The 16,891-nt window shown below is 60.9% G+C and carries 16 protein-coding genes and 2 pseudogenes; 8 read left to right on the forward strand and 10 right to left on the reverse strand.

Translation table 11 applies throughout. The features are described 5' to 3' along the window. Positions 1-117: 117 nt before the first annotated feature. From QNJ43_RS05050 to QNJ43_RS05060, 3 genes and pseudogenes are all read right to left on the reverse strand, one after another. A pseudogene (locus QNJ43_RS05050) lies at positions 118-2,430 on the reverse strand (NADP-dependent malic enzyme). A 112-nt stretch (positions 2,431-2,542) separates the two neighbouring features. Further along, entirely contained in the window at positions 2,543-2,767 is a 225-nt protein-coding gene (locus QNJ43_RS05055) for a hypothetical protein (protein ID WP_300467896.1), read from the reverse strand. Further along, positions 2,755-3,201 (reverse strand): hypothetical protein, encoded by a 447-nt coding sequence (locus tag QNJ43_RS05060; protein WP_300467898.1) that lies wholly within the window; start codon positions 3,199-3,201, stop codon positions 2,755-2,757. The genes QNJ43_RS05055 and QNJ43_RS05060 overlap by 13 nt, the downstream gene beginning before the upstream one ends. A 247-nt stretch (positions 3,202-3,448) precedes the next feature. On the opposite strand from QNJ43_RS05060, the pseudogene moaB reads away from it, so the two are divergent. Beyond that, positions 3,449-4,006 (forward strand): annotated as a pseudogene (moaB, locus tag QNJ43_RS05065) (molybdenum cofactor biosynthesis protein B). 269 nt (positions 4,007-4,275) lie between these two features. Here the strand turns inward: moaB and glyS are convergent. Next, a complete protein-coding gene (glyS, locus tag QNJ43_RS05070; protein ID WP_300467900.1) occupies positions 4,276-6,354 on the reverse strand; it encodes a glycine--tRNA ligase subunit beta in 2,079 nt (692 codons plus the stop codon). A gap of 349 nt (positions 6,355-6,703) precedes the next feature. On the opposite strand from glyS, the gene QNJ43_RS05075 reads away from it, so the two are divergent. From QNJ43_RS05075 to QNJ43_RS05085, 3 genes are all read left to right on the forward strand, one after another. Then, complete coding sequence (locus QNJ43_RS05075; RefSeq protein WP_300467902.1) at positions 6,704-7,054, forward strand: hypothetical protein; 351 nt, start codon at positions 6,704-6,706, stop codon at positions 7,052-7,054. Between the two features lie 6 nt (positions 7,055-7,060). Further along, on the forward strand, positions 7,061-7,825 hold the full coding sequence (locus QNJ43_RS05080; RefSeq protein ID WP_300467904.1) for a diguanylate cyclase: 765 nt from the start codon (positions 7,061-7,063) through the stop codon (positions 7,823-7,825). Between the two features lie 127 nt (positions 7,826-7,952). Further along, positions 7,953-8,315, forward strand: coding sequence for an EAL domain-containing protein (locus tag QNJ43_RS05085; protein WP_300467972.1), 363 nt, complete (start codon positions 7,953-7,955; stop codon positions 8,313-8,315). Positions 8,316-8,416: 101 nt separating this feature from the next. On the opposite strand, the gene QNJ43_RS05090 is transcribed toward QNJ43_RS05085, so the two are convergent. Continuing rightward, on the reverse strand, positions 8,417-10,153 hold the full coding sequence (locus QNJ43_RS05090; RefSeq protein WP_300467906.1) for a DUF2207 domain-containing protein: 1,737 nt from the start codon (positions 10,151-10,153) through the stop codon (positions 8,417-8,419). Between the two features lie 210 nt (positions 10,154-10,363). Continuing rightward, positions 10,364-10,864 (reverse strand): LemA family protein, encoded by a 501-nt coding sequence (locus QNJ43_RS05095; protein WP_300467908.1) that lies wholly within the window; start codon positions 10,862-10,864, stop codon positions 10,364-10,366. Between the two features lie 409 nt (positions 10,865-11,273). On the opposite strand from QNJ43_RS05095, the gene QNJ43_RS05100 reads away from it, so the two are divergent. Next, entirely contained in the window at positions 11,274-11,909 is a 636-nt protein-coding gene (locus QNJ43_RS05100) for a YrbL family protein (protein WP_300467910.1), read from the forward strand. Positions 11,910-11,969: 60 nt separating this feature from the next. On the opposite strand, the gene QNJ43_RS05105 is transcribed toward QNJ43_RS05100, so the two are convergent. Further along, complete coding sequence (locus tag QNJ43_RS05105) at positions 11,970-12,929, reverse strand: glycine--tRNA ligase subunit alpha (protein WP_300467974.1); 960 nt, start codon at positions 12,927-12,929, stop codon at positions 11,970-11,972. Between the two features lie 350 nt (positions 12,930-13,279). On the opposite strand from QNJ43_RS05105, the gene QNJ43_RS05110 reads away from it, so the two are divergent. Beyond that, on the forward strand, positions 13,280-13,639 hold the full coding sequence (locus QNJ43_RS05110) for a hypothetical protein (protein ID WP_300467912.1): 360 nt from the start codon (positions 13,280-13,282) through the stop codon (positions 13,637-13,639). An 18-nt stretch (positions 13,640-13,657) separates the two neighbouring features. Here QNJ43_RS05110 and QNJ43_RS05115 read toward each other — a convergent pair whose 3' ends face one another. Both QNJ43_RS05115 and QNJ43_RS05120 read right to left on the reverse strand, forming a co-directional pair. After that, complete coding sequence (locus tag QNJ43_RS05115) at positions 13,658-13,855, reverse strand: hypothetical protein (protein ID WP_300467914.1); 198 nt, start codon at positions 13,853-13,855, stop codon at positions 13,658-13,660. Positions 13,856-13,874: 19 nt separating this feature from the next. Continuing rightward, positions 13,875-14,744 (reverse strand): S49 family peptidase, encoded by an 870-nt coding sequence (locus QNJ43_RS05120; protein ID WP_300467916.1) that lies wholly within the window; start codon positions 14,742-14,744, stop codon positions 13,875-13,877. A 368-nt stretch (positions 14,745-15,112) separates the two neighbouring features. Between QNJ43_RS05120 and QNJ43_RS05125 the strand changes: the two genes are divergently transcribed. Both QNJ43_RS05125 and QNJ43_RS05130 read left to right on the forward strand, forming a co-directional pair. Next, the gene (locus tag QNJ43_RS05125) at positions 15,113-15,850 is read left to right on the forward strand and encodes a hypothetical protein (RefSeq protein WP_300467918.1); all 738 of its coding nucleotides are present in this window, start codon (positions 15,113-15,115) and stop codon (positions 15,848-15,850) included. A gap of 96 nt (positions 15,851-15,946) precedes the next feature. Beyond that, the gene (locus tag QNJ43_RS05130; protein WP_300467976.1) at positions 15,947-16,222 is read left to right on the forward strand and encodes a cell wall hydrolase; all 276 of its coding nucleotides are present in this window, start codon (positions 15,947-15,949) and stop codon (positions 16,220-16,222) included. Between the two features lie 180 nt (positions 16,223-16,402). Here QNJ43_RS05130 and QNJ43_RS05135 read toward each other — a convergent pair whose 3' ends face one another. After that, a complete protein-coding gene (locus QNJ43_RS05135; protein WP_300467920.1) occupies positions 16,403-16,708 on the reverse strand; it encodes a hypothetical protein in 306 nt (101 codons plus the stop codon). Between the last annotated feature and the right edge of the window lie 183 nt (positions 16,709-16,891).

Genomic DNA, 16,891 nt, shown 5'->3' on the forward strand with positions numbered 1-16,891 from the left:
GAGAGTCGCTGCCAATTCGAATGACAGTCACGATCCAGCGTATTCCGTTATTCGAATTGGTGTTTTCCGCCCTGGCTTCCATTTCGGCGAACATGGCGCTGGCGTCGAGGGGAACGTTTATTCCGCCTCGGCGCTCGTCGCCTCGATCGCCTGCGCTTCCACCGCTGCGAAGGTCGACATGTTGACCACGCCGCGCGAGGTCACCGACGGGGTGAGAATGTGCGCAGGTCTGGCGCCGCCCAGCAGGATCGGGCCGACATGCAGCGCATCGGTCATGATTTTCAGCAGGTTGAGCGCGGTGTTCGCCGCCTCGAGCGTGGGGAAGATCAGAAGGTTCGCAACCCCTTGCAGCTTTGAATTCTCGATGACGCGGGCGCGCAGCTCTTCCGAAAGCGCGACATCGCCGTGCATCTCGCCGTCGACCTCGAGATCCGGCGCCATCTCCCATAGAAGCTGAACGGCCTCGCGCATCTTCTTCGAAGACTCGCAATTGCGCGAACCAAAATTGGAGCTGGCCAGCAGCGCCACCCGCGGCGTGATGCCGAACCGTGCGATCTGACCTGCCGCCAGCAGGGTCATTTCGGCGATTTCCTCCGCACTCGGATTGTCCGTGACATAGGTGTCGGTCAGAAAGTAGGCGCCCTTGGTGTTGATCAGCAGGGACATGGTCGACAGCGCGCGAACCCCGTCGACGCGGCCGATGATCTGATCGATCAACTGCCGGTGGCGGTCGAAGCGACCGTCCAGACCGCAGATCAGCGCGTCCGCATCGCCCCGGCGCACCGCAATGGCGCCGATGGCGGTGGAATTGGCACGCACCAGCCGCCGCGCGCCATTCGGCGTGACCCCCCCCTGCGCCCCATCCGTGAGAGCAGATACTCCACATAGTCGCGATAGCGCGGGTCGTCTTCGGGGTTGATGAAGTCGAAATCCGTGCCCGGGCGAACGCGCAGCCCGAAGCGTTCGCAGCGCGTGGCGATGACGCTCGGCCGTCCGATCAAAATCGGCCTGGCCGTGCGATCCTCGATCAGCACCTGAGCGGCGCGCAGCACGCGCTCGTCCTCGCCGTCGGCATAGATCACCCGCTTGGAGGCCGTCTTGGCGGCCGCGAAGAAGGGCTTCATGATCATCCCGGAGCGGAAGACGAAGCGGTTGAGTTCGTCGAGATAGGCCTCGAAATCCTCAATGGGACGATGGGCGACGCCGCTGTCCATGGCGGCCTTCGCCACCGCCGATGCAATGCGCAGGATGAGCCGTTGATCAAAGGGGGAGGGGATCAGGTAGGTCGGCCCGAAGACCTGCGTGGTCCCGCCATAGACCTGCGCTGCGGCTTCCTACGGTTCCTCCTTGGCAAGCTCGGCGATCGCCTCTGCGGCGGCGAGCTTCATCTCCTCGTTGATCGTCGTGGCGCCGACATCGAGCGCGCCGCGGAAGGTATGGGGGAAGCACAGGACGTTGTTGACCTGGTTGGGATAGTCGGAGCGCCTGGTGCACATCATCGCGTCCGAGCGCACCTCCGCCACCTGTTCGGGCATGATTTCCGGCGTCGGATTGACGAGCGCCAGTATCAGCGGGCGATCCGCCATGCGCGCGGCCATCTTCGGTTTCAGCACGTCGCCTGCGGATACGCCGAGGAAGACGTCCGCCCCCTCGATCACCTCGTCGAGCTTGCGCTTGTCGGTTTTGCGCGCGAATTCCGCCTTCCACTCGTCCATGAGGTCTTCGCGACCCTCGTAGACGACACCGGCCAGATCCGTCACCCAGATATTCTCAAGGCTCGCGCCCAGCGAAAGCAGCAGGTTGAGGCAGGCAAGGGCTGCCGCGCCTGCGCCCGAGGCCACGATCTTGACCTTGGGGAATATCCTTTCCCGCAAACTCCATCGCGTTGCGCACAGCGGCTGCCACGATGATCGCCGTGCCATGCTGGTCGTCGTGGAAGACGGGAATGTTCATCTGCTCGCGCAGCCGGGCCTCCACCTGGAAGCATTCCGGTGCCTTGATGTTCTCAAGATTGATGCCGCCGAAAGTCGGCTTCAGTGCGGAGATGACGTCGACCATGCGATCGACTTCGCGTGCCTCGATCTCGATATCGAAGACGTCGATGCCCACGAATTTCTTGAACAGGACCGCCTTGCCTTCAATCACCGGCTTGGAGGTCAGCGGACCGATGGCGCCGAGACCGAGTACGGCCGTGCCGTTGGAAACCACGGCGACTAGATTGCCCCGGTTGGTGAAATCGGCGGCAGTATCGGGGTCTTTGGCAATCGCGCGGCAGGGTGCTGCCACCTCCGGCGAATAGGTCAGCGCCAGATCGCGCTGGTTGCCAAGTGGCTTGGTCGCCTGGATCTCGAGTTTCCCGGAACGCGGATAGCGGTGATAGAAAAGCGCGGCTTCTTCAAGCTCACTTATCTGTGTGGGTGACTTGTCCATGGCTTGCCTTCTTCGTAAGGGGAAATTTTGCCGCACCCTAGAGCAAGCGCCCGCATGATAGAATTGGAAGCATCTTTCTAAAGTCGGAAAATTCCGGTTGCGTCCGCGTGTTTCAGGCGTCGTGGAGGGCAAACCGGCGCGCATAGACGAGCACGCGAAGCAGCATGTAGATCACGACCGCGTTGAGGACGTGCCACATGAAGTGGGTGCCGATGGGAAACCATTTGCACACCGCGTGGTCCATCATCCGGAAACTCAGCGAGAGAGAGAACATGAGGTCGATCATCATGAGGCCGATGCCGATCTTCGCATGACGCGGGATCATCAAGAGGCCCACACCGAAAATTGCGACAAGGGCCGGAATGTAAGACGCCGAAAACCCGGCGAAGGGCGGGCGAGGGCTACCAGCGCGAGGCTAGCGACGACGAATCCGGCCGTCGCCGCAACGGATTTAAACGCCCCTAGACCGAAGAAGCGATGCATTGCGACGAGAAAGTAGGCGTAGATGAACAGCGCGATCGGGACCACGTCGAACAGCACCGTGACCCGCGTCGGCACGGTGTGGAAGGCGAAGGACCCGAAAGCGATACAGATCGTCAGCGCGATCAGCAGCAGGGCAGGGCGGTCTCGCGGTTCTTCGCGCAGCAGGATCCACCAGATACCGATTGCGGTTGCGAGGAAGGCGACATTGGAGGTCGCATTGGCTGGCTCTGCCCAAAACGATGCGCCGAGGTGCTCGCAATAGATCGTAAATACCGCTGCTGGATCCATCCAACCCTATCCCGCGTCATGTCTCCCGCAGGCCCTGGGAGCCATGAGACCGGTGGTGTCTAGGGGCGGCGCCCCATATATAATATTGTCCGGTCGTTTTGCGCTGGCCGCAATGTGGCTGGCAAGGCCCAAGTCTGCGGAATGCAGTGGTATTTTCGTCGTGAAAGCAACGTTCAAGGGGCAATGCTCGGTTGTTTTCCCGCCTGACGGGCTGTCATGTAGCTGATATGCCGGGAGCCGTATCCATATGAGCGGTGTTGACGACAATCGCCCCTTCATCCCCGTACGCATCGCGGTTCTCACCGTGTCGGATACCCGCTCTGCGGAGGATGACCGGTCCGGCGATCGCTGGCGGGCAGAATCACCGAGGCGGGGCACACCCTGTCGGCGCGCGACATCGTGCGTGACAATGTCGAGGCCATTCGCGCGATTATCGGCAAGTGGATCGCGGATTCCGGGATCGACGTGATCATTACCACCGGCGGCACCGGGTTCACCGGTCGAGATGTGACGCCGGAGGCGATCGAGCCCCCTGTTCGAGAAGCGCATGGACGGCTTCTCGGAGGTCTTCCACCGCATTTCCTACGATAAGATCGGCACCTCCACCACCCAGTCGCGCGCGACCGGCGGCGTCGCGAATGCGACCTATGTCTTCGTGCTGCCGGGTTCGCCGGGAGCCTGCAGGGATGCCTGGGACGGCATCCTCAAGGCACAACTCGACTATCGCCACATGCCCTGCAATTTCGTGAAGATCATGCCGCGCCTCAACGAACACCTGAAACGCGGCAAGCTGCGCGAGGCGTGAGGAGCGGAGGGAATGTGCGTGGGGCCCATCCTTCGAGACGCCGTCTTGCGACAGCTCCTCAGGATGACGTTGTGTGTGTTGGGCGTTTCTTTAAAAACATCAACACGATAACCTCATTCTGAGGAAGCCGCTTCAGCGGCCGTCTCGAAGGATGAGCTCCACACTCAATTCCAGCTGCCCCACACGCAATTCCAACTGAACGTCCGGCCCGTCAATCGGCTCGAACGTCACCTGGCGGGGAAGGGCGCGAAGACCGCGCCCCCGTGCCCTCAGCCTTCGATCTTGGAGAAGTCGGCCACGGCCAGCGTTGCGTCGCGAACTTCGTTCAGCAGCTTCAGCCGGTTTTCGCGCAAGGTGGTGTCCTCGGCACTGACGAGGATTTCCTCGAAGAACCGGTCGACGGGCGCGCGCAGCTTGGCAAGCGCGCTCGTAGCCGCTTCGAAATCCTCGCGCCGGATCGCCTGCTCGGCCTCCGAACGCGCGGTATCGACGGCCGCTGCCAAGGCGATCTCCGCCTCTTCGACCAGATGATTGGCCTGCTGCTTACCCGAATAGCTCTTCTCGAACTTCTTTTCCTCGATGCGAAGGATGTTCGTCGCCCGCTTGGTTCCGGTAAGCAGCGAGGTGCCGTCTTCCGTTTTCAGGAACTTGCCGAGCGCTTCCACGCGCTTGACGATTATCAGCAGATCGTCCTGACCTTCGAGCGAGAAAACCGCATCGATCAAGTCGTAGCGCGTGCCTTCTTCGCGCAGGTGAGCCTTCAGCCGGTCCGCGAAGAACGACAGCAGGTCATGCGCTTCCTTGAAGTCCGGCCGCGCCTTGGCGAAGACGGAGAGAAGCGGCACCCGCAGGGCGTTCGACAGGATGATGCGCACCACGCCCAGCGCTGCGCGGCGCAGAGCGAATGGATCCTTCGAGCCCGTCGGCTTTTCGTCAATGGCCCAGAACCCGGTCAGAAGATCGAGCTTGTCGGCCAAAGCCACCGCAACCGCCACCGGATCGATGGGCACGTCGTCCGACGGTCCCTGCGGCTTGTAGTGCTGCTCGATGGCGTTGGCGATCGCCATGTCCTCGCCCTGATGGCTGGCGTAATACCGCCCCATCAGGCCCTGGACTTCCGGGAACTCGTAGACCATGTGGCTGACGAGGTCGGCCTTGGAAAGGTGTGCCGCGCGCTTGGCCTTTTCCGGATCTGTGCCGACGATGGCCGCGATTTCGACTGAAAGTGCTTCCAGCCGTGCCACGCGCTCGGCCTGCGTGCCGAGCTTCTCTTGGAAGACGATGCTGTCGAGCTTCGGCAGATTGTCTTCCAATCGCGTCTTCAGGTCCGTATCCCAGAAGAACTTGGCATCCGACAACCGCGCCCGGATGACTTTCTCGTTGCCCGCAACGATCGCCTTGCCACCGTCGAGCGCCTCCAGATTGGAGATCAGCACGAAGCGGTTGGTCAGCTTGCCCGTTACCGGGTCCTTCATCACGAAGCACTTCTGGTTGGCCCGGATGGTGGCGCGGATGACCTCGTCCGGCACTTCCAGAAAGGCCTCATCGAAGGAGCCGACCAAAACCACCGGCCATTCCACGAGCCCTGCGACCTCTTCCAGAAGGCCCGCGTCCTCGACAAACTCCAGCCCGAGCGCCAGCGCACGGTCGCGCGCGTCATGAGCGATCATGTCCTTGCGCCGGTCGGCATCCAGCACGACCTTCGCCTTTTCCAGCTTCGGCACGTAGTCGTCGAACCGGCGCACCTCGAAGGCGTCGGGCGCCAGGAAGCGATGGCCGCGCGTGGTGTTGCCGCTCGACACTCCTTCGATATCGATCTTGATGACGTCCGGCTCTTCCGTCTCCGGGCCGAAGGTGCACAGGATCGAATGCAGCGGACGCACCCAGCGCAAGGAGCCCGGTTCGCTCGAGGCCGCGCCCCAGCGCATCGATTTCGGCCAGGGGAACTTGCGCACCGTATCCGCGACGATTTCGGAGATCACCTCGCTCGCCTCGCGCCCCGGCTTCTCGATGACGGCGACGTAGAAATCTCCCTTCTTGGGATCGCTGGAGGTCTTGGCTTCCTCGATGGAGGAAAGCCCGGCGCCGCGCAGGAAGCCCTGCACCGCCTTGTCCGGAGCGCCGACGCGGGGGCCTTTGCGTTCTTCGCGGGTTTCCGGCGAACGGGCGGGCATCCCGGCCACCTGGAGCGCCAGTCGGCGGGGCGTGGCGAAGGCCTTCGCGCCTTCGTAGACAAGACCCGCATCAACCAGTGCGTTCGTGACCATGGACTTCAGGTCTTCCGCGGCGCGGCGCTGCATGCGCGCTGGGATTTCCTCGCAGAACAGTTCGAGGAGAAGATCGGACATCGAGCTCGCTTTCGAAGCACAAGGAATGAGAAATCAAGGACAGTCGATTACCAAGTTGCGCCCGACTTGTCACCTCCTGTGCGCATCTCGGCGCACGTGCATCCGCCGTGCCGTTCCTCAATCTGCGTGATCGCCTTTGCCGACAACCGAAAAGGGGCCGGCCACGTGAGGTCGAGCCGTGCGGTACGGAATGTGAATCTTACGCAGCATAAGTGGTATTTTGATCAATACAAGTAAATATCGTGCGTAAATTAGTAAATATACCTATATATTTTGATTCACTGATGTAAAAATATTTATATGTATGAGTCAAAGCAGTTTGGCCAGCATGATTTTTGTTAAATCCCTGTTGCGATTGAGATATGTTTTCTATACATTCCGGTGCGCGCCTCAGGCCCGGAGGGATGCAATCATCATCGCGCTGGCCAGCATCCCGGTTCTGATCCTGGCGATCCACTACGACATATTCGATCTGTTGTTTGAATACACGGGCAGTCATGAGGCCTGGGAGCTCGATGAGCTGTTGTCCGCAGGCTTCGTCGTCGGACTGGCTTCGATCATCTATGCGGTCCGTCGACTTACGGATCTGAAGGTTGAAGTGCGCTCACGGCGCGATGCGGAAAATGTTGCGGTTCGCCTGACCCTGCACGATCCTCTCACCGGTTTGCCTAACCGTCACAAGTTCGAACAGCTTTTTTAGGTCGCCATGCGGCACGATGCGGTCAGTCATCGTGCGCTCATGGTCGTCAGCATTGTCGGGCTCAACCAGGTGAACGAGACCTACGGCCATGCGACGGGGGATGACCTTCTCCTGGCGGTTTCCGCGCGGTTGAAAGAGCTTTTCGAAGACGGCGGCGTTGTCGCGCGGATTGCCGCGAACGAATTCGTGCTCCTGTCGAAGCCGCTCAAGGGCAGTGCGGAAGTGCTGCGGCTCGTTCAGAAGCTGATTCTGACGATGGAGGATCCGTTTCGGGGTCTGGGCAACGAGATCGTGGTTTTAGCACGCGTCGGCATCGCCAGCTATCCCCAGGACGGGCGCACCGCGCGGCTTCTGCTGCGCCGTGCCGATGTGGCGAAACGCCAGGCGAAGACGGACGGCAATTCCGCTTTCGCGTTTTTCGATGAGGGCATGGAGCACAACCTGATGCTGTCGAGCCGCATCGGGAGTGCGCTGCGCGGGGCGATCGCTCAGGAGCGGATCATGCCGTATTTCCAGCCGATCGTTGATCTTGAAACCGGCCGTACCATCGCCTTCGAGTGTCTTGCGCGCTGGAACGATCCGCAGCTGGGATGGATCGGGCCGGACCAGTTCATCCGGATTGCGGAGGAAAGCGATCAGATCGGGGCCTTGAGCAACAACCGGTTCCACCGCGCTGTCGTATCGCGCGGGACTGGCCGGATACGGTCACCTTGTCCTTCAACGTTTCCGGCGTGCAGCTTCGCAACCGCACGCTCGGTCTCGACATCCTGAGCGCGCTCGGCGAGATCGGGTTCGACCCGAAACGGCTGGAACTGGAAATCACCGAAACGGCGCTGGTGCGCGATGTGCCCATGGCGCGCGAAACTCTCGACGTCCTGACCCGCGCACCGGGATCAGAATCGCACTCGACGATTTCGGAACCGGCCATTCCAGCCTGCGCTACATCTGCGATTTCCCGATCCACAAGATCAAGATCGACCGATCCTTCGTGCGCAACATCTGCAAGCGCCAGGAAAGCGAGATCTGCAAGCGCCAGGAAAGCGAGCAGATCATCGCCGCCGTCATCAGTCTGGCGCACGGTCTCGGCATCGTCGCCACGGCGGAAGGCATCGAGGATCAGACGCAGATGTCGCTGCTCAAGCACATGGAGTGCGATTTCGGGCAGGGATATCTCCTCGGCAAGCCGATGCCCGCCGAGGACGTCCACGCCTTTCTGCGTTCCGGCAATGAGCGCGCCTGGCCCCGAGTCCTGACCGCCTAGAGTGGTTTATCAGCCGCCGCTGTCCCCGCCGCCGCCGGAAAAGCCGGAGGACGAGGATTTCGGGGTGGGCAACGAGGAGATGAAGGCGCCCGACATCGCCGTCACCGTATTGACATCGCGCTGCCGAAACTCCGCGGCTCGAAATGGGCGCCGTGATACCAGACGGGCGAATAGGAAGCCGCGGTCGGCCCTGCCGCCGCAGCGCTAACCAGCCAGCTCTGGAAGGTCTCCGACCAGGGCTTTTCGACCCGCAGCGCAATCGCATAGGGCAGCAGGGTCTCGAAGTGGCTGGGCGACATTTCCGGCGCGCCTCGCATGTTCATGCGTTCCCGTTCGGCGACGGAGAGATAAAGCTTCAGCCCTTCAAGCTCATCGAGCATCTCCCGCCCCAGCGCCGTCGGTGCGCCCATCAGATGGTAGAACAGGGTATTGCCCCACAGCAGCGCCACGATGGAGACGATGATGAACGGGGTGCCCTCGGTGGCGAAGGCGAGACTGGTGATCTGCGTGCCGACGCTTCCCGCAAAGATGAGAAGCACCGCCATGGTCAGGATGAACTGAACCACTTGCGAGACCGAGCGGTTGCGGATTGTGGTGAGGGCGAGCTTCACCAGAATGAGCGTGGCCATCGTCACGAACGTCATGACGATGACGAAGAAAATGATGTCGGTCTCGCCGAGATTGCCGAAAAACAGGAGTGCGGCGACGGCGAGAATGGAGAGCAGGAAATCGGGCAGCCAGTAGGCGGCGTTGCTCTTGAAGAAGCGTCCGCGGTTCTCGCCGACGATCGCGGAGGAGAACTTCGTCCCCAGCATCTGAACCCGTTTGCCGTTCTCCTTGGTCAGCTTGAGCGGCCTGTGTCCGAGTGTTTTGATGACCGCGGCTTCGCCGGGCGGCAAAGAACGAATGCCGTTTTCCGGATCGTCCTTCTCGCCGGTCGTCGTCAGGACCGGTTCGGATTCGAGATCCGCCAGTTCCAGATAGCCCTTCACCGCCAGATTGATGCAGGCGGCCGACAGCGCTCTCCAGCCTCCGTCGGAAAAGCCGTTATTGTAGATGTAGTCGGCCAGTGCCGGGGATACACCCTCCGGCGCGCTGAAAAGCGGAATGGTCGTTCCCGGCTTGGGATCCCGGCCGACGCGCAGCCACGCCCAGCAGAAATAGGCGAAAACCAGCGCCAGCCCGGCGATCGCGACAATCTCGCCGCGGTGATCAAGCCAGAAATAGCCGACGCTTTCGGCAGAGGTCGGCGTGGCGATGGTTCCCTTCGGCATAGCGACGGCAACGGATAAGCCTTCGTTGACCGAAAGGGGCCGCGTGGTCGAAAAGATCAGTTCCCGGCCGCCATTGTCCTTGGCGACGATCCAGTCCTGCCCCTTCTCGCCAAAGCGGCCGGTGAAGGCGGTCCATTTGATCGCCGTCACCCCTTCGGGCAGGACCACGCGCGCGGTCACGGCGTCGATCGGGAAAGCCCATTCCTGGCCCGTGACGTTCCAGTAAAGTTCGTCGTGATCGTCGAAGAACCGGATCTGGCGGGTCGTCTCGTAGGTGATTGCATAGAGATGATGATGATGATGGGCCAGGCGGCCGTCGGGGTCGTCGATATAGATGCGAACGTCGTCGCCGGACCTGTTTTCCTTGTAGGGCTCCGGCGTGCCGTCCCTTGTGACCGACAACAGTTCGAAGTCGACGCGATGGCGCGTGCCTCCTCCATCGCGAAAGGTGAGGGGAAAGTCGCGATATATGCCGCGCTTGATCTGGTTGCCTTCCACGCTGACCTCGATGGTCTCGGTCACGCGGAGCGTCCCGTCGGCCTCGATATGGATGAGGCTTGTCATAGGAGGTGATACGCTCGTCAGCCTGCGCAAGCGATGCCGGCAACGCCAGAAAGGCGAGCGCGGCGACGAGCAGCAGCGTAAGCGACAGCGCGGCGTCGCGAGTGCGGCGGAGGCGGAAGGTCCGGGTGTGGATCATCTATCTCACTATTGCTTGGCGAAACTGACTTTCGGAACGGCGCGCTCGGAGGCGTCCTCGATCTCGAAATAGTCTTACTTGGTGAAGCCAAACTGCCCCGCCACGATATTGGAGGGGAAGGATTCCACCATCACGTTCAGGTCGCGCACGGCGCCATTGTAATAGCGCCGCGACATCTGAAGCTCGTGCTCCACCTTGTCGAGCGCGTTCTGCAAGTCCAGGAAATTGTCGGACGCCTTCAGGTCCGGATAGTTCTCCGCAACCGCCAGCAGGCGGCCGAGTGCGGCGCCCAACATCCCTTCAGCCTGAGCGCGCGCGGCGACGTCGCCGGAGGGGACATGGCCCGCCTGCGCCCACATCTCGGTGGCCTCGGTGAGGGTCTCCCGCTCGTGGGTCATATAGCCCTTTACGGCTTCCACCAGGTTCGGGATCAGGTTGAAACGGCGCTTGAGCTGCACCTCGATGCCGCTCCAGCCCTCCCGCACCATCTGTCTTTGCCGCACGAGACGGTTGTAGAGGGATATGACGTAAACGCCGATTGCCACGATAACGGCGAGAACTATCCAGGTGGTCATGAAACGGGCCTCCAAGAGCGCAGATGCCGCACCGTGTGGACGCGGGATAAAGCGGATCAGAATGGGCGGACGCTAGCCGTGTAAGCGTCGGTTGTCATGTGACCTGGATAACAATTGGACGCTTTTTCGCTCCCCTCGTAAAGGCGAGGGGCAGCGGCAAATGCGCTGGGGCGACCATCTTGCCGCTTCGGCAACTCAGTAATCGCAGTTCGTATCCGGATACATACCGAAACAACACGCGGACGTTTCTTGCGATTTCCTTCGGTGAGGTGCGCAGCCGCTTTTGCTCAGCCGATACAACCTGTCTGCGTCAATTCAGCGCATCGTTCATTCCTACGCTTGCCGGAGCTGTAAGAAAATTGTCATTTAAAATAAAAAATATTCTGTGTACGGAAAAAAATAGAACGATATGATAGTACTAAGCGGTTCGCAGTCGTTGTCGTCTGGCGACTTTCGCCATTTTTTTCTCCATCCGGAAGACCCGACGAAATGCATCAAGCTGCCCAAACGCTCGCAACGCACGTCCCATCGCGGTCGTATCGAGAGCCTGTTTTGCCGTCCGCCCGCTGATTCCAATCGGCGTGAGTTCGATCATTATCACCGGCTCACCGCCATGCATGTTCCGCTGGCGCGCTATTTTCCGAAAATGCACGGGCCGGTTGAAACGGATCTGGGCACCGGGCTTTGTTTCGATCTCGTGCGCGGCAGTCAAGGCGATGCGCCGGTCAGCCTGTCGGCGATCATGAAGGGCGAGGGCCCGGACGGGCTGGAGGCCGATTTCATCCTGAGCGAGGTGACCGAGTTCGCCCGCTTCTGTCAGCGCTACGCCATTCTGGCGTCCTGCAACGAGCCGGGCAATATCGCCTTCGTTCATGACGGTGAGGGGTTCAGGCTCGTCACCTACGATCTTAAGGTTCGCCTGAACAAGGGATTCATCCCGGTCTCGACCCTGTTCGCGAGCATTCGTCGCCGCAAGGTCCAGCGCCGGTTCGACCGTCTGTTCGAACCGCTGGTGAAAAACCTGAACGGTCTGAAAGAAATCTGAGCGGATTGAAGAACGCGTGATGGGGCGCGGGGCTTTTCGCCCCGCCGCGCCGTTGTTCGCTTATCCCGCTCCGCCTGCCCGGGTCTTGAGGAAGGCGGCCCCGCAAGCCTTGGCAAGCTCACGCACCCTGAGGATGTAGGACTGGCGCTCGGTCACCGAGATCACGCCGCGCGCATCCAGCAGGTTGAAGCAGTGCGAGGCCTTGATGCACTGGTCGTAAGCCGGAAAAACGACCTTGTGGATGTCGTCTCCGGCCTCTTCCATCGCCTTCTCACCCGCCGCCAGCAACGCCTTGCACTCGCCTTCCGCATCGCGGAAATGGCGGAACAGCAGGTCCGTATCGGCATATTCGAAGTTGTAGCGGGAATACTCCTGCTCCGTCTGCAGGAAGACGTCGCCGTATGTGACCTTCTCGTCGCCTTCGCGGCCGTTGAAGTTCAGGTCGTAAACGTTGTCGACGCCCTGGACATACATGGCCAGTCGCTCAAGGCCGTAGGTCAACTCCCCGGCAACCGGCGCGCATTCAAAGCCTGCCACCTGCTGGAAATAGGTGAACTGCGACACTTCCATGCCGTCGCACCAGCACTCCCAGCCAAGCCCCCAAGCGCCGAGCGTCGGGCTTTCCCAGTCGTCTTCCACGAAACGGATGTCGTGGGTCAACGGGTCGAGGCCGATGGCCGCCAGCGAGGCGAGGTAGAGTTCCTGCAGGTTTTTCGGTGACGGCTTCAGGATCGCCTGAAACTGGTAATAGTGCTGCAGCCGGTTCGGGTTCTCGCCGTAGCGCCCGTCGGTGGGGCGGCGAGAGGGTTGGACATAGGCTGCCTTCCGGGGACGAGGGCCGAGCGAGCGAAGCGTCGTCGCCGGGTGGAAGGTTCCCGCGCCGACTTCCATGTCATAGGGCTGCAGCACGACGCAGCCCTGATCGGCCCAGAATCGCTGCAAGGTGAGGATCAACCCCTGAAACGAGCGTTGTGGGTTGAGATGGGCGGCAACTTCCCTCGCCCGGGTTTTCGTAGATATGGCGTCAATATTCCTGAAAATGCCGGATATTCTCGGATGCGCTGATGAATGCGCAAGCGAGGCGCGGATATTATCGGCGGGTCGTCACCCGGTCAAGGCCGCGCACGGGACATGCGGCGACAACGTGCATCTCCAAACCCTGCAGAAATCAAGAAATTGAACAGCAAAAGTGCCCTGGTTTTTTCCGAGGGGTAAAATTAATAATATGTGATTTAAATTACGTAGCGAAAAATAACTCTGCCCTATCGTGCTTGCAGATAGAGAGGAAAAACAGAGGAAAAGCAATATATGGATGGGGATCCAGCCTCTTTCATTCCTCTTAATATTTGAAAAATATAGGAGAATATAAAATGAGCCATGCGATGACGAAGAAAATGATTATCACCGCAGCCGTCTGTGACTTTACTTCTCTTGCCGCGATCAACGGCGTTGCTGCCCAGTCCAGTGGACGCAGTGGCGGCGGGACGAGTGCAGGCGACAGCAGTGAGGCGAGCGGCAGCGGAAACGGCAAGATCGCCAGCCTTCAGCCTGTTGGAATTACCGGCTTTTCGAATGCGTCGGGGACACCTCCCGATCGCGGTCGACGTCCGACCCGTCCGCAGCCGGTCAGCTTCCAGGCTACGGACGGCGTCCACTGCGGCTACCGGGAGGTCGGCCGTGGTCGAAACGCGATTTATTTGCGATATTGCGGGGAGACCCTTTACGACTAGGCGTCCGCCTGTCGGAAACTAAGCTTCACTATCGTCCCGGGTCCGGTATACGCCGGTCTCGGGATCCTGCACGAGCGTCTGAGGCGCCGTCTTCTGGTTCCGTCGCGCCGTCTTCGACAGCGTCCGCTCAACGCGCCGTCCCTGTTGGGACGCCGTACGGGCAATAAGAAACACCGCTCCCAGCACGAGAACCAGGACCCCGAGTTTTCCGAGCACCGTCTTTCTCCTTCACTCCCTACAGTCCGTAGCGTGACCACAGACTGCGTTCTTCAAGCGCGGCCACCAGATCGCGCGCAAGTCCCTGCCGGGTCTCGAGCACATCCCCCAGCGCGGCGATGCCGACGCCCTGGCGGCGCGGCAGGAGGGAGCGTTCGTCCCCGATCAGCCGCAGACGCACCTTGTCGCCGAAACGCGCCCGGGCGACCGAACGCAGATCTCCCAGATCATCGACCAGTCCGAGCGAGCGTGCCGTTTCTCCCACCCAGAACAGGCCGGAGAACAGGTTCGGATCGTTGTTGAGCACATCGCCGCGGCGCGCGCGCACCATCTCGACAAAGACCTCGTGGATCTCCTGCTGCAAGGTCTCCAGATGGGTAACGTCGTCCGGGTTTTCGGGCTGGAAGGGATCGAGAATGCCTTTGCGCGTGCCCGACGTGTGCATCCGGCGTTCCACGCCGATCCGCTCCAGCAGGTCCACGAACCCGAAGCCGGCGGAAATGACGCCGATCGAGCCTACGATCGACGAGGGATCCGCGATGATCTCGTCACCGGCAACCGCGATCATGTAGCCGCCCGAGGCCGCAACGTCCTCCACGAAGACGAGCACCTGCTTGTCGTGCTCCTCGCTAAGCTGGCGGATGCGCTGGTAGATCAGCCGCGCCTGTACGGGCGAGCCGCCCGGGGAATTGATGATGATCGCCACCGCCGGCACGCTGTCGAACCGGAATGCCTTTTCTAGGTTCGTGGCGCAGCTTGCCAGTGTCAGACCGGGCCTGAGCGGGGAGGCGAGCCCGATCGTGCCTTGAAGGCGAACGACAGGCAGAACGGGTGCGACCTGGCCGAGCTTGACCGGCAGACGTTTGCACAGTCGGGTGAAAAAGGACAAGAAAGTCTCCCTGTTGCACCGTGAGAAAACGGCAGCATTCGCCTTCATATAAGCCACATTCAGGCCACTCGCCACTGCCGCGTGATTGAACGTCAAACATTTATCATATTAACAATATATGGACCTCCGGCGAGGATGAACTGTGCAATAATCCATCTTTTTCGGCGCAGTTAACCCTCTTTCAAGGTTAAGCCCGTTTCACAGGCCCGTCGCTTGAGAAGCGATACCGCGTATCGGCGGGGCCAGACAGACGCCTGAGACCGCAAGGTCAGGGATCGCCAATCCGGCCACAAGGGTCGGCAAATCCGGATGTGACCGTAATCCGCATCGGGTCGACAAGGCCGAATTGGGTAGTTGGAGTAACAGGTATGTCCGGCCTGTCTGTGTTGAAGGTCCGTCGCGTTATCGGCGAGTTTGCCAAGTCGCTCCCTCTGGGGCTCGCGATCTATTTCGGTTTTCCCGACAGATTCGCCTTTCAGGATACGCTGAGCCTGATACAACGTGACGAGCGGCCTCAGGCACGCTGGTTGGCCGCGATCGAGGCGACGGGCGAAACCTCCTCCCAGCAGCCCACTCTTACCCTCGCGGGTGCTGACAGCGCCCATGCGCCGGGGCAGGGCGCCCGTCGGGGGCCGCAATATCAGATCACGTCGGCGGTTAAGGGCGGCCGCGTTGCCGTCTTGCGCTATCTGGATGCCAGCGTCTACGGCCGCGATATCGTGCGCGTGCTGGAACGCGTGCGCACCAACGATGTGGGCAAGGGCAACCGTCTCGTCTCCATGGCGCCGGATCGTCAGATGGTCGAGCACTCGGCCGGGTCAGTTTATTACATGAGCAGCCTGATCAGTGCTCAGCCGCGCCAGAGCCTGCCGCGTGTCGCCTTCGTCCAACCGCAGGCCGTGCCGAAGAGCCAGATGGTCGCCTCGGCCAATGCCGCGACCACGAGCGACGGCAAGCCTCTCAATCTCAACAAGATGGTGATGGCGCGCGCTGCCGCGGCCGCCGGTTTCTCAGCGCTGTCCGTCTACGCGCCGAGCGCGGTGGAGGGCACGTCCCTGCCGTTTGCAGCCCTTTTCGGCATGTCGCCGGGCCCGACTCCGGAATAGGAAGCGGTTGATCGCGACAACCCGCACTGGTGGGCGGCAAACCCGCTGCCGGCCAATGTCATCCTGCCTAAAGAGCAGCGCTGCCTGGCTGAGGCGATCTATTTCGAGGCGCGCGGCGAACCGGAAGCCGGTCAGGTCGCCGTTGCCCTGGTCGTTCTCAACCGGGTCAAGAACCCGGCCTATCCCGCGACCATCTGCAAGGTCGTCTACCAGAACCGGACGCACCGCAATTCCTGCCAGTTCTCCTTTGCTTGCGACGGCCTGCCCGAGCGCATCGCGTCCAAGGAATCCTGGGATCAGGCGCAGAAGCTTGCCCGCGAAATGGTGACCGGCAAGCACTGGTCGGACAAGATCGGCGCTTCCGCCCATTAGCACGCGACCTATGTCCGTCCGCGCTGGGCACGCAAGATGAAGCGGTTGCAGAAGATCGGCCGTCACATTTTCTATCAGACCTACGGCGGCGGCTGGGGCTAAGGTCCCAGGTCTGACGTTCCAGGCCCTAAGTTCCAGAACCCGAGTTTCAGGCCCAAATCCCGGTCAACGTGCTCGCCGTCAATCTACGGCAGGTTGTGGGCTGCGAAGCTGTACCCTTGCGCCAAATGCGGCGGCATGTCGCAATCCTGCGTTTTGAATCGGAAATCTCATTGGAATGCCAATGAAGTTATCGCTATGCCGAACTGCTGCTTTTTTGCCAGTGCCCAAATATTGATCCCTGTTTGGAATGCCGATGAACGCCAAATTAATATTTAAAGACCATGGATCTAGACGCGTTCGCGACCAATAGGTTCGGCGATTTTGATTCATGATCTTAGAATACAGTTCCCTTTTGATGGCCGTTGAGGTGAGTTGCATTGCCACGAGCCTCACCTTGGTAGTCTCCTGGCTCGCAAGCCGGCGTGACGCTTTCCTGCTGACGTGATCGCTGGCCGCTATGGTTCTGGTGATCGGAGCGGGCGCGTCCGGCGTTTATGCGGCAGATCCCAGTCGGCTACCTGCGGTGTTTGGTACAACCCTCACTTTGTGGGGGGGGGGGGGGGCGTG

The organism is Breoghania sp. (assembly GCF_030066895.1).
Lineage (GTDB): Bacteria > Pseudomonadota > Alphaproteobacteria > Rhizobiales > Stappiaceae > Breoghania.

Excerpts from the sequence above, each read along its gene's own strand:
- QNJ43_RS05060 (WP_300467898.1), bottom strand. The coding sequence starts at position 3,201 with ATGGATCCAGCAGCGGTATTTACGATCTATTGCGAGCACCTCGGCGCA.
- glyS (WP_300467900.1), bottom strand. The coding sequence starts at position 6,354 with ATGTCCGATCTTCTCCTCGAACTGTTCTGCGAGGAAATCCCAGCGCGC.
- QNJ43_RS05080 (WP_300467904.1), top strand. The coding sequence starts at position 7,061 with ATGCGGCACGATGCGGTCAGTCATCGTGCGCTCATGGTCGTCAGCATT.
- QNJ43_RS05090 (WP_300467906.1), bottom strand. The coding sequence starts at position 10,153 with ATGACAAGCCTCATCCATATCGAGGCCGACGGGACGCTCCGCGTGACC.
- QNJ43_RS05095 (WP_300467908.1), bottom strand. The coding sequence starts at position 10,864 with ATGACCACCTGGATAGTTCTCGCCGTTATCGTGGCAATCGGCGTTTAC.
- QNJ43_RS05100 (WP_300467910.1), top strand. The coding sequence starts at position 11,274 with ATGATAGTACTAAGCGGTTCGCAGTCGTTGTCGTCTGGCGACTTTCGC.
- QNJ43_RS05110 (WP_300467912.1), top strand. The coding sequence starts at position 13,280 with ATGAGCCATGCGATGACGAAGAAAATGATTATCACCGCAGCCGTCTGT.
- QNJ43_RS05125 (WP_300467918.1), top strand. The coding sequence starts at position 15,113 with ATGTCCGGCCTGTCTGTGTTGAAGGTCCGTCGCGTTATCGGCGAGTTT.